We start from the raw sequence: 17446 nt of genomic DNA, 5'->3' as shown, positions 1-17446 counted from the left end.
ATAATGGAAGATACTTTTCACCTCAATACCATCGAAGAAGCCATAGAAGCCACCAGAAATGGGGAAATCATCATTGTGGTGGACGATGAAGATCGTGAAAATGAAGGGGATTTTGTTTGTGCAGCAGAGAAAGTAACTCCCGAAATCATCAATTTCATGGCCACTCACGGCCGGGGACTCATATGCGCCCCGCTTATCGAGGACAGGTGCGAAGAGCTGGGCCTGGACTTGATGGTAGGTACCAATACTGCGGCCTTTGAAACACCATTTACGGTATCTGTAGACCTGATTGGCCATGGTTGCACCACAGGCATTTCGGCTAGTGACAGGTCCAAGACGATCAAAGCACTTATTGATCCGGAAATACGTCCGGAAGAGCTGGGAAAACCGGGACACATTTTCCCCTTAAAAGCAAAGAGAGGAGGGGTTTTGAGGCGAACAGGCCATACTGAAGCTGCCATAGATCTGGCCCGCCTGGCAGGTTTACAGCCTGCAGGCGTTCTGGTGGAGATCATGAACGAGGACGGCACCATGGCCCGCTTACCGGATTTGGTGCAGGTGGCCGAAAGGTTTGACCTCAAGCTGATTTCCATCAAAGACCTGATTGCTTACCGCCTCAGAAACGAAAGCCTGATCAAAAGAGAAATCGGTGTGGAAATGCCCACAGAATGGGGCGACTTTGACCTGATTGCTTACAGGCAGACCAATACCGACGAAATCCATATGGCCCTGATCAAGGGTAAATGGGAGGAAGGGGACACCGTGATGGTGCGCGTACATTCTTCCTGCATTACAGGCGATATCTTTGGATCTTGTCGATGCGACTGTGGCCCTCAGCTCCATGAGGCTATGCGAATGGTGGAAGCACATGGCAAGGGCCTGGTGCTCTACATGAACCAGGAAGGCCGGGGCATAGGACTGATCAATAAGCTGAAGGCCTATAAACTACAGGAAGAAGGTATGGATACCGTACAAGCCAACCTTGCACTTGGATTCCCTATGGATAAAAGGGATTATGGGGTAGGCGCGCAGATTCTCCGTGACCTGAACGTGACGAAGATTAACCTGATCACGAACAATCCTACCAAAAGGATCGGGCTGTCGGGCTATGGCCTGGAGATAGTCGGCACGGTGCCCCTGGAAATCAATTCTAACCCCCACAACGAGCGGTACCTGCAGACCAAGAGAGATAAAATGGGACATCAAATCATGCGCAAATAACCTGCTAACGGTTTTTACTCCGGCCTGCTTCAACATAAGCCAATTATTTTACGTATCAGGTGTAGAAGCAAAAAGTAAACATGTCATGAAGAAGTATTTGTTCATATTATCCTCTTTATTCCTATTTGCCACCATTGCAGCAGCCCAGGAGTTTCCTTCTCAGGTTTGGCACGATGGAAAAGTATTCCTCAGCTCTGGTGAAATGCGTGAAGGTAAGGTTAAATATGACCTGGAAGCTAACATTGTGCAGGTGCAATCAAACACCGTTGAAACCTTCAGTTCAGCTTCTATCAGTCATTTCGAAATCTTTGATGAAATATACGGGGGTATCCGTATATTTTATAGCCTGCCGTATGCACTCAACTCCGACTACAAGACGCCCATATTTTTTGAATTGCTAACAGAAGGCCAGGAAATCACCCTGCTGTGCAGGGAGTACATTACCGTTGACAACAGAAATTTCAACACCATGGGTATGCGGGGCATGTACATGAACCCCATGTGGGGAATGCCCATGATGGGAAGAGGCTTTAACCGGCTTGATTTTGACTTTTATTTTCTACAGGATCAAAAAATTTATAAATACAGCCAGAAAAAAAGGGAACTCCTCAACGATTTCATGGACGATAAATCATCGGAAATGAAGCTTTACATGAGAAAAAACAGGCTTTCTCACGATAAGAGAGGAGACCTGCTGCGGATTACCGCTTATTACAACCAGATAAAAAGAAACTCTTAATGTCCAAACCTTTAATTTTAGTATCCAATGATGACGGGATCACTTCCCGGGGTATCCGTGTCCTTGTAGATGTAATGAAAAAATTGGGAGATGTCGTAGTGGTTGCGCCAGACAGTCCCCAATCGGGAATGGGACACGCCATCACCATTGGAAATACACTCCGGCTCTATGAGGAGGAAATTTTTAAAGATGTAAAAGCCTACAAATCCAGCGGAACACCTGCTGATTGCGTAAAACTGGCCAAACATTATGTATTGAAAGACAAAAGGCCTGACCTGATCGTGAGTGGCATCAATCACGGAAGCAACACCTCTATCAGTGTGTTGTATTCAGGCACCATGTCGGCCGCCATCGAAGGGGCCATTGAAGGCTATCCTTCAATAGGTTTCAGCCTTTGCGATTACAGTTCAGATGCCGAATTCTCCCATGTAGAGCCCCACGTGTATCAAATTGCCAAACAAGTGCTGGATTATGGGATTCCGAAAGGGGTAGCGCTCAATGTAAATTTTCCTCCCAAGCGAAATGAGGCCCTGAAAGGTATCAAGATCTGCCGGCAGGCCCGAGCCAAATGGCAGGAAGATTTCGAAGAAAGATATGACCCCAACGGAAGAAAATATTTCTGGATGGCAGGTAATTTTGTCAATTTCGATAAGGGAGAGGACAATGACGAATGGGCCATTGCCAATAACTATGCGGCCGTGGTGCCTTGCCAATTTGACATGACGGCTCACCATGCTATCCCGCAGATCAACAACGATTGGGATTGGGAAAGCATCAAATCAAACTTCTGACAATCCGGGGGAATAAATGCCAGCCTCTCTGAGGGTTAAAATCCGACTGGCAACTACACCGTCATCAGGCTCAATTGGTCTGTTACATCCCGACTCTCCTGATGCCGCTTTTTGATAAGAACTGAGGATATTGGCTGATTTTAACACAGTCCATTCCTATTGTTTTTGAAGGACGAATGAACTTTTACCTTTGTCGGGGATGTGCTGGTAAGTAAAATTGATCCTGTAAATGGTATCTCCCCATTTCTGTTCTATCCCCCTGTCCTCAGGCTCTGTTAAAGGTACCTTTTCTACCGTAGCTACCATTTTCCTCTGATCATAGGTCAATTCAAAAGGAATCTCATTTCCTTCCCCATCGGCAAAAGGGATGATCAATTTTCCCGGTGCCGAGACCCTGGCGGGATATATGGTCATCAGGTGCTGCACCAGACCATCAGATTGCCTCAGATCAAAAACATCATCCACAGTCACCCGTTTGCCCCTCTGCAAGGTAAGGGTCCGGTCCCAGGAGGTGATACTGGCATCCTCAGGATAGGCACCGGAGATATCCAAACGCATCGAACTGGAATTATTCCGGGCATTGTGGCTGACTGTTTTGGCCCTATACTGACTCCCTGGCAATTGTACCGATCCATTTACGGTGGGCAGGTTGTGGTAATCTGAACGATTGTACCAAATGCTGTATCGGTCTTCACTAAAGGTTTTTCTGGTATAGGTCCCCCGGCCAACATCGATCAGCAGTGGATGACCGTTGTAATAGACCACAAAATTTCCGATATCGTTGTGGTTATGGCTTTCATCGTTGTGTCCGCCTTTCCCGGCAAGGAAAAAGCCCGCTGTGCTACCTTCCGCATCTCGGGCCACCATTACCTGTATGTCAGGAAGCCAGACATCTTTGGGAAGCGGAAGGCCCTTTTCGGCATCTTTAAACTCCTCGTGCATGAATACTTCAAAAAAGTTTCTGAAAAAATGGAATCGGGGCAGCGTAAAATCATTTTCACTGCGATAAAAGGCACCAAATTTCATCATTTCCGGGTCCTGAATGGCCTTGCCGTACCGGTAGATCATAGAAGCTGCCATATTAGGCTGTGGATCTGCATCTGCAAAATTCAGGAAATAATCTTCGCTGATCTGCGCCCGGTAGATAAACTTGCCCATATTTTTTACCTTCTCATCTGCATACACGTACTGGAAGGCATTGCCTGTGGCCAGGTCAAGCAGAGAAATGTTGTCGTATAGCGAAGCTGCAGCAGCACCCCAATAGCTGGGACCTTCGTCACAGCCCCCGTCTTCCGGATAGGGATTCAAAAATTCATCCAAAACTTCCATGGCCCGATATACCAGGGCTGCCCTTTTGCTCTGATCCTGCTCCAGTAGAAGTGCACTATTGATCCAGTTGGAGCAAATCCAGGGGTTCCAGTTATTGGGAGGCCTGCCATTTGCGTTGGCAGACATCCAGCCATGGTGCTGGTTCATCAGGGGTTCAAATATGCGCTTTTGCGTCTCATGACGTATTCTCTTGCGGATTTGAGGGGAAATTTCATCAAATTTCTCCCCAAAAAAATAGTCTGCCCAGGCCAGGTAAGTGGCTGTTTCTGCGGCAAACAAATCCACAAAAGGCCGGGTCACATCCATCAATCCGGAGTATTCGTCTGTTTTGGGGAGGTGTGCCGGAACTCCCCAGAAAGACTCTTCACAAATGCTCCAGACGCCATTGATGATAGGGTCGATAAATCTCCCTTCATTTTCATATAGCTCAGCCAAAATCATGCTGCCCAGCATGCGGCGCTTCTCAAACGTGATGGCCTGGTATTCATCCCTATCGCCTGTCCTGTCTATCAATAAGGATTTGGTGGCCGGAATGTAAGGCCAATCATAATCAATATGATCGTTGGCATATTGCAGGTAGGCCTCCATGGCCTTCGGGTCCGCACTTTCCCAGGCAGCCCTGTTTTCCAGAGCAGGAAATGGCTTCCATTCATTCAGGGGAATCAACAATTCAGAAAGCTCCTGCCCTGAATACTTCCCGCTGATAAGGTCCTGCGCAACTGCTACATGTAGAAGGGTAAAATGTATCAGCAGCAACACTATGCTCTTCTGTAGGTTCATAGTCATTTGGGTTTTTGTTTAAAAATGAAACTGCATCGCCCAATGCAGTAAGTTTACATCAGGGATCGCCAACTTTTCTTCTGATCATACCGGTTTCCGGTCCTATACCGGAGCATCCTATGTTCAACCAACCCACAAATTACAAAATTTTTTATTCCGCAGAAGCATTCTGTGTGATAGTAATCACTTCTCCTTTGGCAAAGTAGCCGTAATATTGTTTCAAAAAAACTGGTATAGTAATGAAAGAATCTGACCCATCACCACTATTGCTGGTCAAAGGAATTTTGGGTTTACTGCTGAGCATTCTGGTTCTGAGCCTATTTGGATTAAGCCTGCTCATCATCACGCATTCCAACCTGGAAAATTCCACACCAGCAGCCCCTCAGAGCGAAGTATCAGATCCTCAAAAAAAGGCTGCCGTACAGGTTCAGCCGTTAATATCTCTGAATGATCTCTGGAAGGCACCCGACTGGAATACCGTTTCGGCCGAACCCAATGCAAGGCAAATTGAATACGGAAGGGAGCTGATCGAACATACATCCGAATACCTGGGACCAAAAGGTAAAGTCATGCAAATATCCAACGGCTTAAACTGCCAGAATTGCCATATGCAAGCCGGTACCCTCCCATTGGGCAATAACTTTGGGGCTGTAGCTTCCAGCTATCCCAAAGTGAGGTCCAGATCGGGCCAAATGGAAGATATCCCTAAAAGGATCAATGATTGTTTTGAGAGGAGCCTCAATGGGCAGCCGCTGGAGCGGGAAAGCGAGGAAATGCGGGCCATGGTAGCCTACATGCGCTGGCTGGGGAAGGACGTTCCCAAAGGTATCGTCCCATCAGGAACCGGCATCTATGCGGTACCTTTGATGGATAGGGCAGCAGATCCGCTGCTGGGAAAAACCACCTATGAGCAAAAGTGTGCAAGCTGCCACGGCGCCGAAGGGCAGGGCCTACAACATGCCTCCGGCCTGGCCTATTTCTATCCTCCCCTGTGGGGACCGAATAGCTACAATGATGGAGCCGGACTTTTCAGGATCTCCCGCTTTGCAGGTTTCGTAAAGGCCAATATGCCTCTCGGAGCAAGCCATGAAAGGCCCATGCTCAGCGATGAAGAGGCCTGGGATCTGGCTGCTTACGTCAACTCGATGGACAGGCCTTCGAAAGACAAATCTGCTGACTGGCCGGATATCTCCCGTAAGCCTATGGACCATCCCTTCGGTCCCTATGCAGACTCCTTTTCAGAAACGCAGCACAAATTTGGACCATTTCAACCCATATTGGCTGCAAAAGCCGGGACCCCATGAGAACACTACAACTGATCATATACCTGTCTTTTTTGTGGTTTCCCCTGAATGCCCGGCAGGACAGTACACTCTGGAAAACAAATGTGGAGCTTGGGCTACGCTCCTACCTGATGGGTACAAGCTACCCAGGTGGAGATTTTAAAAATGACCACGCCTGGGGTCAGATGGCCAGGGTTTCCCTGAGCAGCAATCTTCCCCATGGGTTTAAAGTTAATGCTGAATATCTGGGGTTTTTGCGCCTATTAAGTTCTGATCTGACGGCGCTTGACCGGCGGGTACCTAACCTCAACCGCTATGAGGTAGGGCTCTTTGACGTCAATCACCTGGACCGGCGGATTTTTGGGAAAACAGGTAACCTGAACCTTGCCTTCGAAATGGAAAAATTTCAGGCAAAGTTGGGGAGAATGGAAATCAATACCCCGTTCATCAACCCCCAGGATGGCCGGCTGAGTCCGACCTATGTAGAAGGTCTGCAACTGCACTTCCAGCTTCATCCGCAAATTGAGATGCAAAGCAACTTGTTTTGGGCTGTTTCTCCCCGGTCTACCGGCGGCTGGTTTGGTTTGGGCGAAAGTATAGGCATGTACCCTGTCGCCAGAGATGTTGCAGGTAGTCCATCTGCTTACTTTAACAATACCCACGTTGATTTTGCCCATGTCCTGAACGCCAATTTCGCGCTTAAGGATCATGGGAAGCTACAGCTCAACCACACTTTGGTAGACAACATTTACAGCGCCTTTCTGGCCCAATGGGATCAGCACTGGAATATCCCGGAGACAGACCTGAAAGGTATCACCGGGCTGCAGGCAACCTTCCAGCATGGTCTGGGAAATGGAGGGAATGAAGAAATCGACCTACGCTACCGAAATCCGGAGGATTACCACTTAATCCTTAGTGGAAGAATAGGGCTTCAATCCAAACGAAACCTTTGGTACCTCAACTACACAAACATGCAGGGAAAGGGACGCTACCTGAGTCCAAGGGAATGGGGAAGGGATCCCTTTTATACCTTTATCCCAAGGGAAAGAAATGAAGGCCTCGGACAGGTAGATGCACTTAGCACCTACTTTCAGCACAGCTTTATCCCTCACCCGATACAGGCATATAGCTTTGTGGGCATTTACTTCCTTCCGGATGCAGCCGATGCCCGCCGAAACAAGTATGCCGTCCCCAGCTATGCTCAGCTCAACCTGGGAATGCGCTACAATTTGGATGCATTGGTGAGGGGTTTACACCTGCACCTGATCATGATGGGGAAAGTTGCATTGGATCAACAGGAGCTGAAGCCTGCATGGGTGTACAATAAAGTCAATCTGATTCACTTCAATACCATACTCAATTATACCCTCCCCTGGCAGCATGGCAAATTCTGAACCGCAGGATCCGCGGGATTTGTAATCCCCAAACGTTACCGAAATCACCTCGATATCTTGGTTATTATTGACAAGATCCTTAAGCAGGATTGCAAATCCTGCCTTATCTGGGTTCGGGATTTGCAATCCCGAACCCAGATAAGGCGCTCTGCGGCTATTCCAACTCCAGCAAATACAGTTGACTGGGGGCAGGTAGCGGTTCGGGATGGGGACGGTCCCTGTTGCGGGCTAGCGTCTCCCATTTGAGCATATATGTTCTTCCATTCTCCGACTTTCCCAAATCTCCCGCAGATCGAACACCCAGGCCCGGAAAATCATCCTCTGGCTGCAAACCAGCAACATAAGACTCGGGTTTAAGAACCTTCCCGATAGGATTCAGCTCCTTATCGAGCAGGATGGTACCATTCCCATATTCCACATGCTGGTAGCCCAGTTCATAGTTGCCATCATCCCTACGTTCAAATGTGCCAACCCTGACTTCAAAATCAATGCTTCCACGACCGGAAAATTCCCAACGATAATTCCAATCGGTTACTTGTTTGGACGTCCATTTTCCATCTCTTGCTCTCGCTACGTAAAACTGCAGGTTGCCGGCTTCATCATACTTGTGATAGCCCATCAGCGCTTGCTGATTTTCGTCCAGACAGAGTTTGGCCGCCAGGTTAATGATGCCACCGCCCGGGGGAATGGGGTCAACGATTACCGATTGCTGCTCAATGGTCACGGGAACGCGTACCGGCTCTTCAAAAGCGTTGTACCAATTGATCAGGTCCGGGCTTTTGATATAGGACAAATCATGGTTGGTTTCACAATCCGGCGTGTCCCGCCAGACCCAGTACATGTGGTACCAGTCATCTTCCCGGAGAGTAGGTTGGGAAGCATAAGCATTCATTTCACCTCTGCCGTCAGTGAGCGGTGCATCCAAAAGCCTGGACCATTTTCCTGATTCCGTGTCGTAGATATTGTAAATTTCATTCCCGTTGCCGCTTCCACCATCGCGGTAGTGAAATATCAACTCCCCTTCCCTGCTGGTCATGAATTTGGGATAGGTACATCGCTGCTCGTTGCGACCCACCATTTTCATCTCCTGCTTCAGGGAGCTGATATCGTGTGGTTTGGTGGATTTGAAATAGGTAAGAGGATGTACGTGCATGTTGCCCGACAGGTGAATAAATCCTTCCTTATCTACTGCGAGAGTGACGGAATTGTGGCTATCCCAATTCAGTATGGTACTGGTGCCCTCCCCTTCTTCTCTGTCAAACACCGGGAGGGTGAAGCGCTCGAAAGAAGCATCTTCCAAATTGCGCTGTCCTACTGTCATGTGCCGGTCTTCATTGTAATAGGCAATGTACTGCCTGTTTCCATGCGTCAGCAAGGAAAACCCAACCGGATGCCCTGACCAAACCTTGTCTATGGCCATGGTGTTTTTTAAGGACATTCCCTGATCCCGTTCATCAATGATGATGGGGCCATCATCCGCCTTTTCCGAGCAGAAAGACAACGTCAGCATTGCCAACAGGCAACAGGCACCAAACCTGAAGCTCGCCTCCCTCCCTGATTTTATCCATCCGATACGATTCATCATTTCCATTCTGCCAATGTTTTGGTTTGCTCTTTGATCTTAAAAAGAGAAGCTTCCGGAACGAGCAGCACCTGAAAGTCTACCTCTTCTCCAGCCTGGGCCTGGTATTCGAAGCCAAGCATGACTGTACCCGGATTGGGTGCGTCATAGTCGGTCTGGGGCTCGGTACTATAGGTTTTCCATTGCACACCAGACATCCCCTGAACCATCAGGTAAAGCTTTTTGCCTTCCAGTGATAGTACAGCCCGATCCCCTTCCAATGTGACTTCAGCCGGGGTGAGCATGTTCCACCTGATCAGGGAGGCTGAATCATTGTTGCTGATCTCATCCCTGACCACTACATAGGACTGATCGACTATGGCCACACCCCTTTGGAATTTCTCCAGCTGGTTTTTATAAACCGTGGTCAGGTTCGATACAGCAAATGGGAAATTCTCACCGGTACCGTGTCGATCGATTCTGGCATACCCATCGACCCGCTGCAGGGCTCCATCAACAGTCAGGGTATTGTGCACAAAATTATTGAGTCTAAAGACAGTCCATCGCTGTGCATCCTGGGTTCTTCCAAAAAGCTGAATTCCTTTGGATTCCAGCGATTCGTAATTCTGACTTCCAAAATCCATGGCCCAGCGGACACCTTCAGCTTCCATGATAAATGAGCCTATGTCCATATGACCATGGTTAACGGAGGGTGACCCCGCCTTAAAACCCAGGTAGATGGCCTCGGGGTCGGTCCATGAGGTTCTCATCAAGGCTACTGGGTTGGCTCCCTGCCCCACCCAGACCTTGTCCTCAGGAACCGGTATATTTCTGAGGGGGAGATTTCTCCCCCATATCAGGGCAGCAGGAAGAATCCGGTTGCTCGTCAGGCTACTCAAATCAGGCTGGTCCAGATAATCCCGCTCTACCCACAATAACGAAGGTTGATCCTTTCGCTGCGCAAACCAAAACATGGCAGGGGTGAGGTTGCCTTTCCCGCTCCCGGCATCGCCCCAGTTGTACGGATATCCTGTTACTCCGGACATGTGTTCGTAAAATCCGGCAGTCTGGAGAAAACCCGGCGTGTCGGTCAGTCCGAAATCCGTCCCGTAGATTTTCTCCAATACATCCAGAAACAGGACATTGAAGCTGGTGCCGTATCCCCAGTAGCCATAACCTTCCGGGTAGGCTCCATCTGGCTGGTAATCACTCATGGCTTTGCCAATGGTATCCACTGCCCGCTGTATGGTCCGGTGAGCCAGGTCGGGGTGGTCTTCGTATACTGCCAATGCCCCATATATCATACCCGCATTACACACCTGGTTCCAGTTATGCGTCGCATCCAGAAACCAGTTGTATTCCTCATTGTATGATGGCTCCAAACCCATTTGGACAATCGCCGCTCTGATTTTGGTTTTGCTTTCGGGAGATAAGGTATCGAAAAGCCAATCATAGCCAATCGCCAGGGCCATGGTCATTTCTGCCACATCCAGAAAATGGCTGGGATTCCAATCGCTAAATCCGGAAATATTCATCATTTCCGCTGTCGCTCTTTCCGCAAAGCGGGCGGCGCCGGTTAATCTGTAAGCGTAGCCCAGGTGGAATATCCTTCTTAAAGCCTCCCTGGAGACGGAAAGCAGCCTTCGGCCAATCTGCTTTCTTTCCAGCAGGGCTTCGTCAATGATTTGATCTGCTTCGTTGAGGATGGCCTGATGCAGGTTATGCCAACGCTGGTCCTGCCCAATCAGTGCTTTGATTTCACTTTCCTGTCCCTGCAACAACAAAATCCTGGGATGGTGCTCCAGGGGAAGCGCTCTGGGAACCTCCTGCGCCCATAGGTTGGAAATGTCAAGCAGCATTGCGAGAATAAATACCTTACAAACCAAAAGTTTTCTCATCATGTTAATTTGCTTTTTGTTTGATATTTATGTCAAACTGCCACTCCGCGGGATTTTTGATCGCCTTAACGCTCCCCTGATAGCATTGATGGATTCTATTTCTTTAACATCCCGGTTAGCAGGATTGCAAATCCTGCGGTATCTGGGTTCGGGATTGCAAATCCCGAACAGACACTCCGCGGGATTTGTAATCCCGTGGTTCAGATAAAAGGGGATTTGCAATCCCCGTAACGGTCACGAAACGGTCCTTACGTCTTCTCTTTCCTTAACGATCCCGCTGGCAGGATTGCAAATCCTGCGGTATCTGGGTTCGGGATTGCAAATCCCGAACAGTCTCCTATTACAAAGCGGATAATTTGACTTCAATCGTCCCTTTACCATTTTCAAGGATCCAGGCAGGTAACCTGATTTCCAGACGTTTCAATCCTTCAATCTGCCGGTCTAATGCTAATGGGGCTGGATCCAGGGAAATCACAGAAACCCTTAAATCGGGATGGGACAGATTTTCCAACCTTACGGATTTACCATCTTGTGTTAAAATAGCGCCTCCATCGACGATCTCAACATCCGCTTGCGTCATCAGTTGCCAGGTAATCATTTTGGTATTTTCGTTGGCCTCCAATTGATCTTCTATCAATAAGGACCAATTATCCGGCCGGCTAAACCTGCGATGCGCCTTAGCCAGCTTGTCTCCAAATACCGGCGTCAGGTCAAAGAGCGCTTCGGGCTTTGCTCCCTCGGAAAAGTTTTCCAAACTGGCAAAACCTTCGTTGATGTGAAGCGCATCATTGACAGTAAGGGTACTGTGCCCATAGTTGTTTTTGGTAAGTAATGTCCAGCGTTCGCAATCCTGGCACCTTCCCCATAAGTCAAACCCGGTTTGTTCCAGTTCATTGTAGGATTGGTTGCCAGGATCAATGACCCATCTTACCCCATTTAACTCCCAGATAAAGGAACCGGCATCCATATTGCCATGGCTGATGGTGGCTTTACCGCCTTTTCCGCCAAAATAGTAACTGTCGGGGGCATCTGAATCATCCCGGAATATTACAATAGGATTGGACCCGTCTCCTTTCCATGCCGTGGGCAGACCATCTTCAGCGCTGCCTTCGAACTGAGCCAGCCACACCAGGCCAGCACCGGCTATGCGGTGCAGCTTTCCCATATCATTCGGGTCCTGGAGAAACTTCTCCTTTTCGATATATAGCGGATTCCCCGTTTTTGTGCCAAACCAGGCCAGAATAATGTCCCCTGCAGTACCATGCCGGTCCCCGCAATCTGCGTAGTTGTAATACCAGCCGGAGGGGGCAATGCTCAGCTTCCGAAAATCTGCACTGGCTTTAAATGCCGGGTACTCGGCCAAACCGAAATCTGTACCAAAGGCAGATTCCAGCATGGCTGAGGTCAAAACAGAAAAGGCGGTGCCGTAACCCCAATAGGTAGATCCTTCCGGATAGACCCCATCGGGACCATACTCCTCCAGCGCATGTGGCATACCATCCAGGGAGCGGGAGATGGTTTTGGCTGCCAGCTCCGGATCCCGGTCAGCTATCATGATGGATGCTGCGATCATTCCCCCGTTACATACCTGGTTCCAGTTGTTGGTCCCATCGATCCATCCACGATTGCCTTCCCAACTCGGCGTTATCCCCTTTTCTATCAGTGCTGTCTTGACCAGGTCCACCGTAGCCTTTGGAAGGTCTTTGCCTACCCAGTCTATGGCCAAGGCCACTGCAGTGGCCATTTCCGCCACATCCAGAAAATGTGATGGGTTCCAGTCGGAAAAATTGGCTACAGCGAGCAGTTCCTTATTTATTTTGTCAAGCATTCTTTGGTCCTTGTCTATGCGGTAGCTGATCGCCAGCACATTCATCCGGTGAAGCATGTCCCTGGATGTCCCCAAAAGCCTTCGGCCGACCATATTTCTGGTTAGCTCCGGTTCTTCGAGCACTTTTTCGGCATTCGCTTTCACGGCTTCATAGTAATTGGCTACCATGGGGTCATCCTTAATCTTTCTCTTGAGGTTTCTTTCCCAGGCGGGGGTAAGGGCAAGTTTCGGACTACTCTTGCGCAGATTTCGCTTGATGTAATTTACGGTTATAGGGTTTTCCAGTTTGGTTGGATCCTGAGGGTCATCCAGCGCAATGGTATTACCTGGTGCCGTCGCGGATACCTGTAAAGTTCCGGCAAGCATTACTGCCAGGAACACAAGTATTAAAGGTGATTTTGGGTATTTCATGGCTATTAATCGTTAATCATTAGTTCATCAGGGTAAGAAAAGCCCGGACATTTGTACGTAGATTTCCGGAATTGTGGTGATGCGCCACAGTATTTCCGTATAATCCGGGTACTCGATAATCTGTAGATACGTGTTGGTAAGGCCTCAGCCTGGTCTGCGTATAGGCCGAAAGCTTCTGGAAAGCTTTACAAAAGGCTACCTTCAAACCCTTGATCCGGAATCTGGCGCATTGGATTGGCGACGCGGGCTGCATCGGCTGGCTGCTGCCAGAAAGGTGCGGAAAAAGGAATCCGGGCAAGGAAATGCCTGAAAACAGACGCTGTGTTGACATACTGCATTATTTTGGGGCGAAACAGGAACCGTTTCTCTATGTTTCGCTAAAGATAATCAATGTTTACATTTTCAACCCGCTGGTTCACTTCCACTCATGTAAATTACATGAAAAAACCTGCCCTATTAGAGCAGGTTTTCTGATACATCTTTTTGCAATAGATACCACTATGCCGTACGCTTACTGTTCCCAGCCGGGATTTTGTCCCAGGTTAGGGTTCTGCGCCAGATCATTCAACGGAATAGGCCAGAGGTAATCTTTGCTTTCGTCAAATACAGGATCTGCCCAGTCGGTATTCTTATACACATCGATATAGGTTTTGCCATTTTCGGGGTCCACGCTGGTGTGTATAATGGCATTCTCATACCTCGCTTCGGCAGCGGCATTCCACTGTATGCCCATATCGGGGTTTTCCAGCTTTTTACCCTGCTTCCATCTCCTCAGGTCATCATACCGGAAACCTTCGCCAAACAGCTCGATACGTCGCTCTCTTCTGATTTCCACCAGCAGGGAAGAAATACCGTCATCAGCATACCTGGGATCCATAGGCGGATTGATGTCCAGTGGCGGCATGGCTACCCTGTCCCGAAGCAGGTTAATGCTCATGTCCAGATCTGATTGGGTAATCTCGCCCAGCTCTGCCTTGGCTTCTGCAAAATTCAGCAAGGCTTCAGCAAAACGCAGGATAATGGCCGGCGTTTCGGCTGTATTGTAGGCCTTGCCAATCATATCCAGCGCATTGTAGTGCTTGATCACATGGTATCCTGTAGAAGACGTGCGACCGCCCTGCATGCCCTGAATCCTGGGATATTCCCTGCCATCGGCATTGTGATACATGTAATACTCGGAATCATCCGGGTGCAAAATGGTCTGCCTCAATCTGGGATCTCTGTTAACAAACACATCCTCTATGGTGTCGTCTCCCTGATACAGGGGAGATAAGGTAATGGGCAATCCGTCTTCACAAAGGTAATCCTCCACGAAATTACGGGTAGCTCCGCCAGAATAGGAATAATAGTTCTGAACGTGGTTGGTAAGAATTCCCAACTGGTACCTTCTCCAAACCATCACCTCCGGGTTACCGGATACATCCAATATACGGTGGTAAGCATTGTAATCATGCTCAGGGTCACCTGTGTTGTACAACATATAAGGCCCGTTTTCAATCAATTCCTGTGCCGCATCGGCAGCTTCTCTCAGCCACATCTCCGGATTAGAGCCACCATGGTATTTTCTCCAGGTACCTTCGAAAAGGCATACCCTGGATTTCACCAAAAGTGCAGCCCATCGATTAAGCCTGCCAGGCTCATTGCCATCTCCCCAATCGTCTGGTATATGGGTGGTGGCAAAGTTCAAATCCTCTAGTACGTTATCCATCACCTGTTCCCGGGGCATTCTTTCTGCAAAGAGTTCTTCGGAATCTATGTTTAGCTCCCGGTCTACCCAGGGGGCATCGCCAAACATTTTGACGATATGGTGGTAAAACCAACCCCTGAACAAGCGGGCTTCGCCTACATATTTGTTCCGCGCCTCCTCAGAAATGGCCGCCTTAGGATAATTCTCGAGGCCGATATTGATCGCCCTTACGAAATCCCAGCCTCGATAGCCATACCATTGGTTGCCGATCCCGGAAGAGGTGGTAGGTACAATTTGCCGGCCTGCCCTTACCTGTTGAAAAGGACGGTGCCTTTCATGGTTTGGCGCCAGGTTGTCGGCAAATCCATCTACATTTAAATAAGTAGCTAGTTGACTATCAAAACCATTGTGATGTCCCAACATGATGGGAATATTCACATCGTTTTGAGACATGTGATAAAAGGTATTGTTATAGGTAGCCAGATCATTCTCAGTATTCCAGTACGTCTCGTTGCTGACTTCATCCAGAGGATACCTTTCCAGAAACTCGTCGTTACAGGCTCCCAGCATGATTAAACTCACCAGTGCAAGCCTGAAATATATATTATCGTTCTTCATTATTTCTTGCTTTTTAATGTTTAGAAAGTAATCCTGGCACCCAAGGTGTAAATACGCTGCATGGGATATTCAATGGCACCCGCCCAGATGGTTTCAGGATCCAATGGCGGCCTGATCGGGGAGTATTCCCAAAGATTCATGCCTGCAAAGTAGATGTTGGCACTTTGGAAACCGATGGTTTCCATCCACCTGTATGGCAGGTTGTATCCCAGGTTCACGTTTTTCAGGCGGATATATCCTGCATTCTGCAAAAACCTGCTTTGTGTCTGGATATTCTTCTTGTCATTGGTAGAAATGTGTGGGTGTGGGAAGTAAGCATCCCTGTTGTCCTCAGACCAGGAATCTTCGATGAAATAGCGCTCCACATGCCCGGCATTGAAAGGGAAAAACCAGGTCCAGTTGCCGGAAGTAGGCCAGTGATCTCTGCTCCATACCCCCTGGAAAAACAAGTTCAAATTGAAATTTCTCCACTGCAGGTTATTGTTGACACCGAAACTATATCTTGGGGTGGAATTTCCAATCACCCTCCTGTCTCCGGGATTTTCCAGGGTATTGTTACCAGGGGTAATCCTGCCGTCATTATTCAGGTCGGCATATTGGATGTCGCCAGGCCTCCAGTTGGCTCCCAGGGCAGATTGATCGGCCGCATTGTCTACGGCTTCCTGGGTCTGGAATATGCCCACTGTTTCATATCCCCAGATTTCGTTCAGCATCTGTCCTTCGTAATAAATATTACTTGCAGGTAAAGCCCCTGAAGGATTCTCAAACCGGGTAATGGTAGATTGCCAATCGGACAGCGCCAGGGTAACATCATAATTCAGATCTGATGTAAACTGGTTTCTGTAAGTCAATTCCATCTCCCAGCCATAGGTTCTCAGATCTGCTGCATTGGATTGGGGTGCGCCCGTTCCTAAAATAGATGGATATTCCCTTCTCATCAACATGTCTTTGGTATCTCTGGTAAATACATCAAAAGCACCGCTTAATTTACCTCCAAACAGGGCAAAGTCGATCCCCAGGTTTTGGGAAATCACCGTCTCCCAGGTCAAGGTGGGGCTTACCAGGCCTGCGGGCGAAACAAAAGGCGTACGCTGTCCAGCAGTCATCATAAAAGAAGACTGTCCAATCCCCATGGTAGGAATGTAGGGGTAGAAATTGTTGCCCAACAATTGATTGCCCAGGGTACCATAAGAGGCCCTTATTTTCAATTCATCCAGCCAGTTCGATGAACCTGACATCCAGTCTTCGTTGGAAATTCTCCAGCCTGCAGATATGGAGGGAAAGAAACCAAATCGATCTTCAGCAGGAAATCTTGATGTACCGTCATACCGGCCATTCGATTCGATCAGGTAACGGTCGTCAAAGATATAATTAACACGGTAGAATGCGCCACGCAAAGACATGTGGTTGCTGCCACCAAATGTCTGCTGCAAGCCAATGGTAGCATTTAAATCCTGAATCAGAGGCGTGATCAGTGTATTGTTCTGTGCCCGGACAAATTTGTTTTGGCCCCACTCCTGGTTATAACCAATCATGGTATTCAGTTTGTGCTTCTCAGGTAGATCAAATTTGTAATCCGCAACGGCATTGATTACATAGGGTCTGCTGAAAAACTCAAAAAAGACCAGTTTATAAAACCAGGCCAGATAGCTCTCTGGGCTGGTTTTGTATTTTCTGGATCTCCAGAATCTGCCTTATGGCGTTTCTGAGCATGTTTTTTAAATCTTTCCACGCTGAAAAACTCAGACATGGGAGTGCCATCCCGGCCAATTTGACCAGGTTGAGCACTAGGATAATTGAAGCGATCCACGATTGGCTGGTGTTTTTGAGCCTTGCCCTGATCCGGTTCATTCCGTATCCGTTTTTTGCCTGACCAAACTTGCCTTCTATCGGGTTCCTTTCCCCA

At 48.5% G+C, this 17446-nt stretch carries 13 protein-coding genes; 5 read left to right on the top strand and 8 right to left on the bottom strand.

Annotated features, from left to right (window positions below):
- Positions 1–3: 3 nt before the first annotated feature.
- From BUB19_RS23190 to surE, 3 genes are all read left to right on the top strand, one after another.
- Positions 4–1221, top strand: coding sequence for a bifunctional 3,4-dihydroxy-2-butanone-4-phosphate synthase/GTP cyclohydrolase II (locus tag BUB19_RS23190; protein WP_073098208.1), 1218 nt, complete (start codon positions 4–6; stop codon positions 1219–1221).
- An 85-nt stretch (positions 1222–1306) separates the two neighbouring features.
- Positions 1307–1960, top strand: a complete 654-nt coding sequence (locus BUB19_RS23185; protein WP_073098206.1) for a hypothetical protein — start codon at positions 1307–1309, stop codon at positions 1958–1960.
- Positions 1960–2751, top strand: coding sequence for a 5'/3'-nucleotidase SurE (gene surE, locus BUB19_RS23180; RefSeq protein ID WP_073098204.1), 792 nt, complete (start codon positions 1960–1962; stop codon positions 2749–2751). The genes BUB19_RS23185 and surE overlap by 1 nt, the downstream gene beginning before the upstream one ends.
- Before the next feature lie 156 nt (positions 2752–2907).
- Here surE and BUB19_RS23175 read toward each other — a convergent pair whose 3' ends face one another.
- Positions 2908–4860, bottom strand: coding sequence for a heparinase II/III domain-containing protein (locus tag BUB19_RS23175; RefSeq protein ID WP_073098202.1), 1953 nt, complete (start codon positions 4858–4860; stop codon positions 2908–2910).
- A gap of 239 nt (positions 4861–5099) precedes the next feature.
- Here BUB19_RS23175 and BUB19_RS23165 point away from each other — a divergent pair, with 239 nt between their 5' ends.
- Complete coding sequence (locus BUB19_RS23165) at positions 5100–6164, top strand: c-type cytochrome (protein ID WP_073098199.1); 1065 nt, start codon at positions 5100–5102, stop codon at positions 6162–6164.
- Positions 6161–7537 (top strand): OprD family outer membrane porin, encoded by a 1377-nt coding sequence (locus BUB19_RS23160; RefSeq protein ID WP_073098197.1) that lies wholly within the window; start codon positions 6161–6163, stop codon positions 7535–7537. The genes BUB19_RS23165 and BUB19_RS23160 overlap by 4 nt, the downstream gene beginning before the upstream one ends.
- A gap of 154 nt (positions 7538–7691) precedes the next feature.
- Here BUB19_RS23160 and BUB19_RS23155 read toward each other — a convergent pair whose 3' ends face one another.
- The 7 genes from BUB19_RS23155 to BUB19_RS24815 form a co-directional block, all read right to left on the bottom strand.
- Positions 7692–9128: a BNR repeat-containing protein gene (locus tag BUB19_RS23155; RefSeq protein WP_245802938.1), complete on the bottom strand. Its 1437-nt coding sequence runs from the start codon at positions 9126–9128 to the stop codon at positions 7692–7694.
- The gene (locus BUB19_RS23150) at positions 9119–10999 is read right to left on the bottom strand and encodes a heparinase II/III domain-containing protein (RefSeq protein ID WP_073098195.1); all 1881 of its coding nucleotides are present in this window, start codon (positions 10997–10999) and stop codon (positions 9119–9121) included. Before BUB19_RS23150 ends, BUB19_RS23155 begins: the two co-directional genes overlap by 10 nt.
- 337 nt (positions 11000–11336) lie before the next feature.
- Positions 11337–13235 (bottom strand): heparinase II/III domain-containing protein, encoded by a 1899-nt coding sequence (locus BUB19_RS23145; RefSeq protein ID WP_073098193.1) that lies wholly within the window; start codon positions 13233–13235, stop codon positions 11337–11339.
- A 19-nt stretch (positions 13236–13254) separates the two neighbouring features.
- A complete protein-coding gene (locus tag BUB19_RS24050; RefSeq protein WP_143156148.1) occupies positions 13255–13566 on the bottom strand; it encodes a hypothetical protein in 312 nt (103 codons plus the stop codon).
- Between the two features lie 180 nt (positions 13567–13746).
- Positions 13747–15540 carry a RagB/SusD family nutrient uptake outer membrane protein gene (locus tag BUB19_RS23135; RefSeq protein ID WP_073098189.1) on the bottom strand — a complete coding sequence of 598 codons (1794 nt, stop codon included), beginning with the start codon at positions 15538–15540 and terminating at the stop codon, positions 13747–13749.
- Between the two features lie 20 nt (positions 15541–15560).
- Positions 15561–17168: a SusC/RagA family TonB-linked outer membrane protein gene (locus BUB19_RS23130; protein WP_262485850.1), complete on the bottom strand. Its 1608-nt coding sequence runs from the start codon at positions 17166–17168 to the stop codon at positions 15561–15563.
- Position 17169: 1 nt separating this feature from the next.
- On the bottom strand, positions 17170–17446 hold a 277-nt coding region (locus BUB19_RS24815; protein ID WP_394333894.1), incomplete at its 5' end, for a transposase.

Origin of the sequence: Cyclobacterium lianum (genome assembly GCF_900143075.1) — a bacterium.
Classification (GTDB): Bacteria; Bacteroidota; Bacteroidia; order Cytophagales; family Cyclobacteriaceae; genus Cyclobacterium; species Cyclobacterium lianum.
Note: the sequence above shows the minus strand (reverse complement) of the source record. Positions and strands in the feature narration are given on the sequence as shown.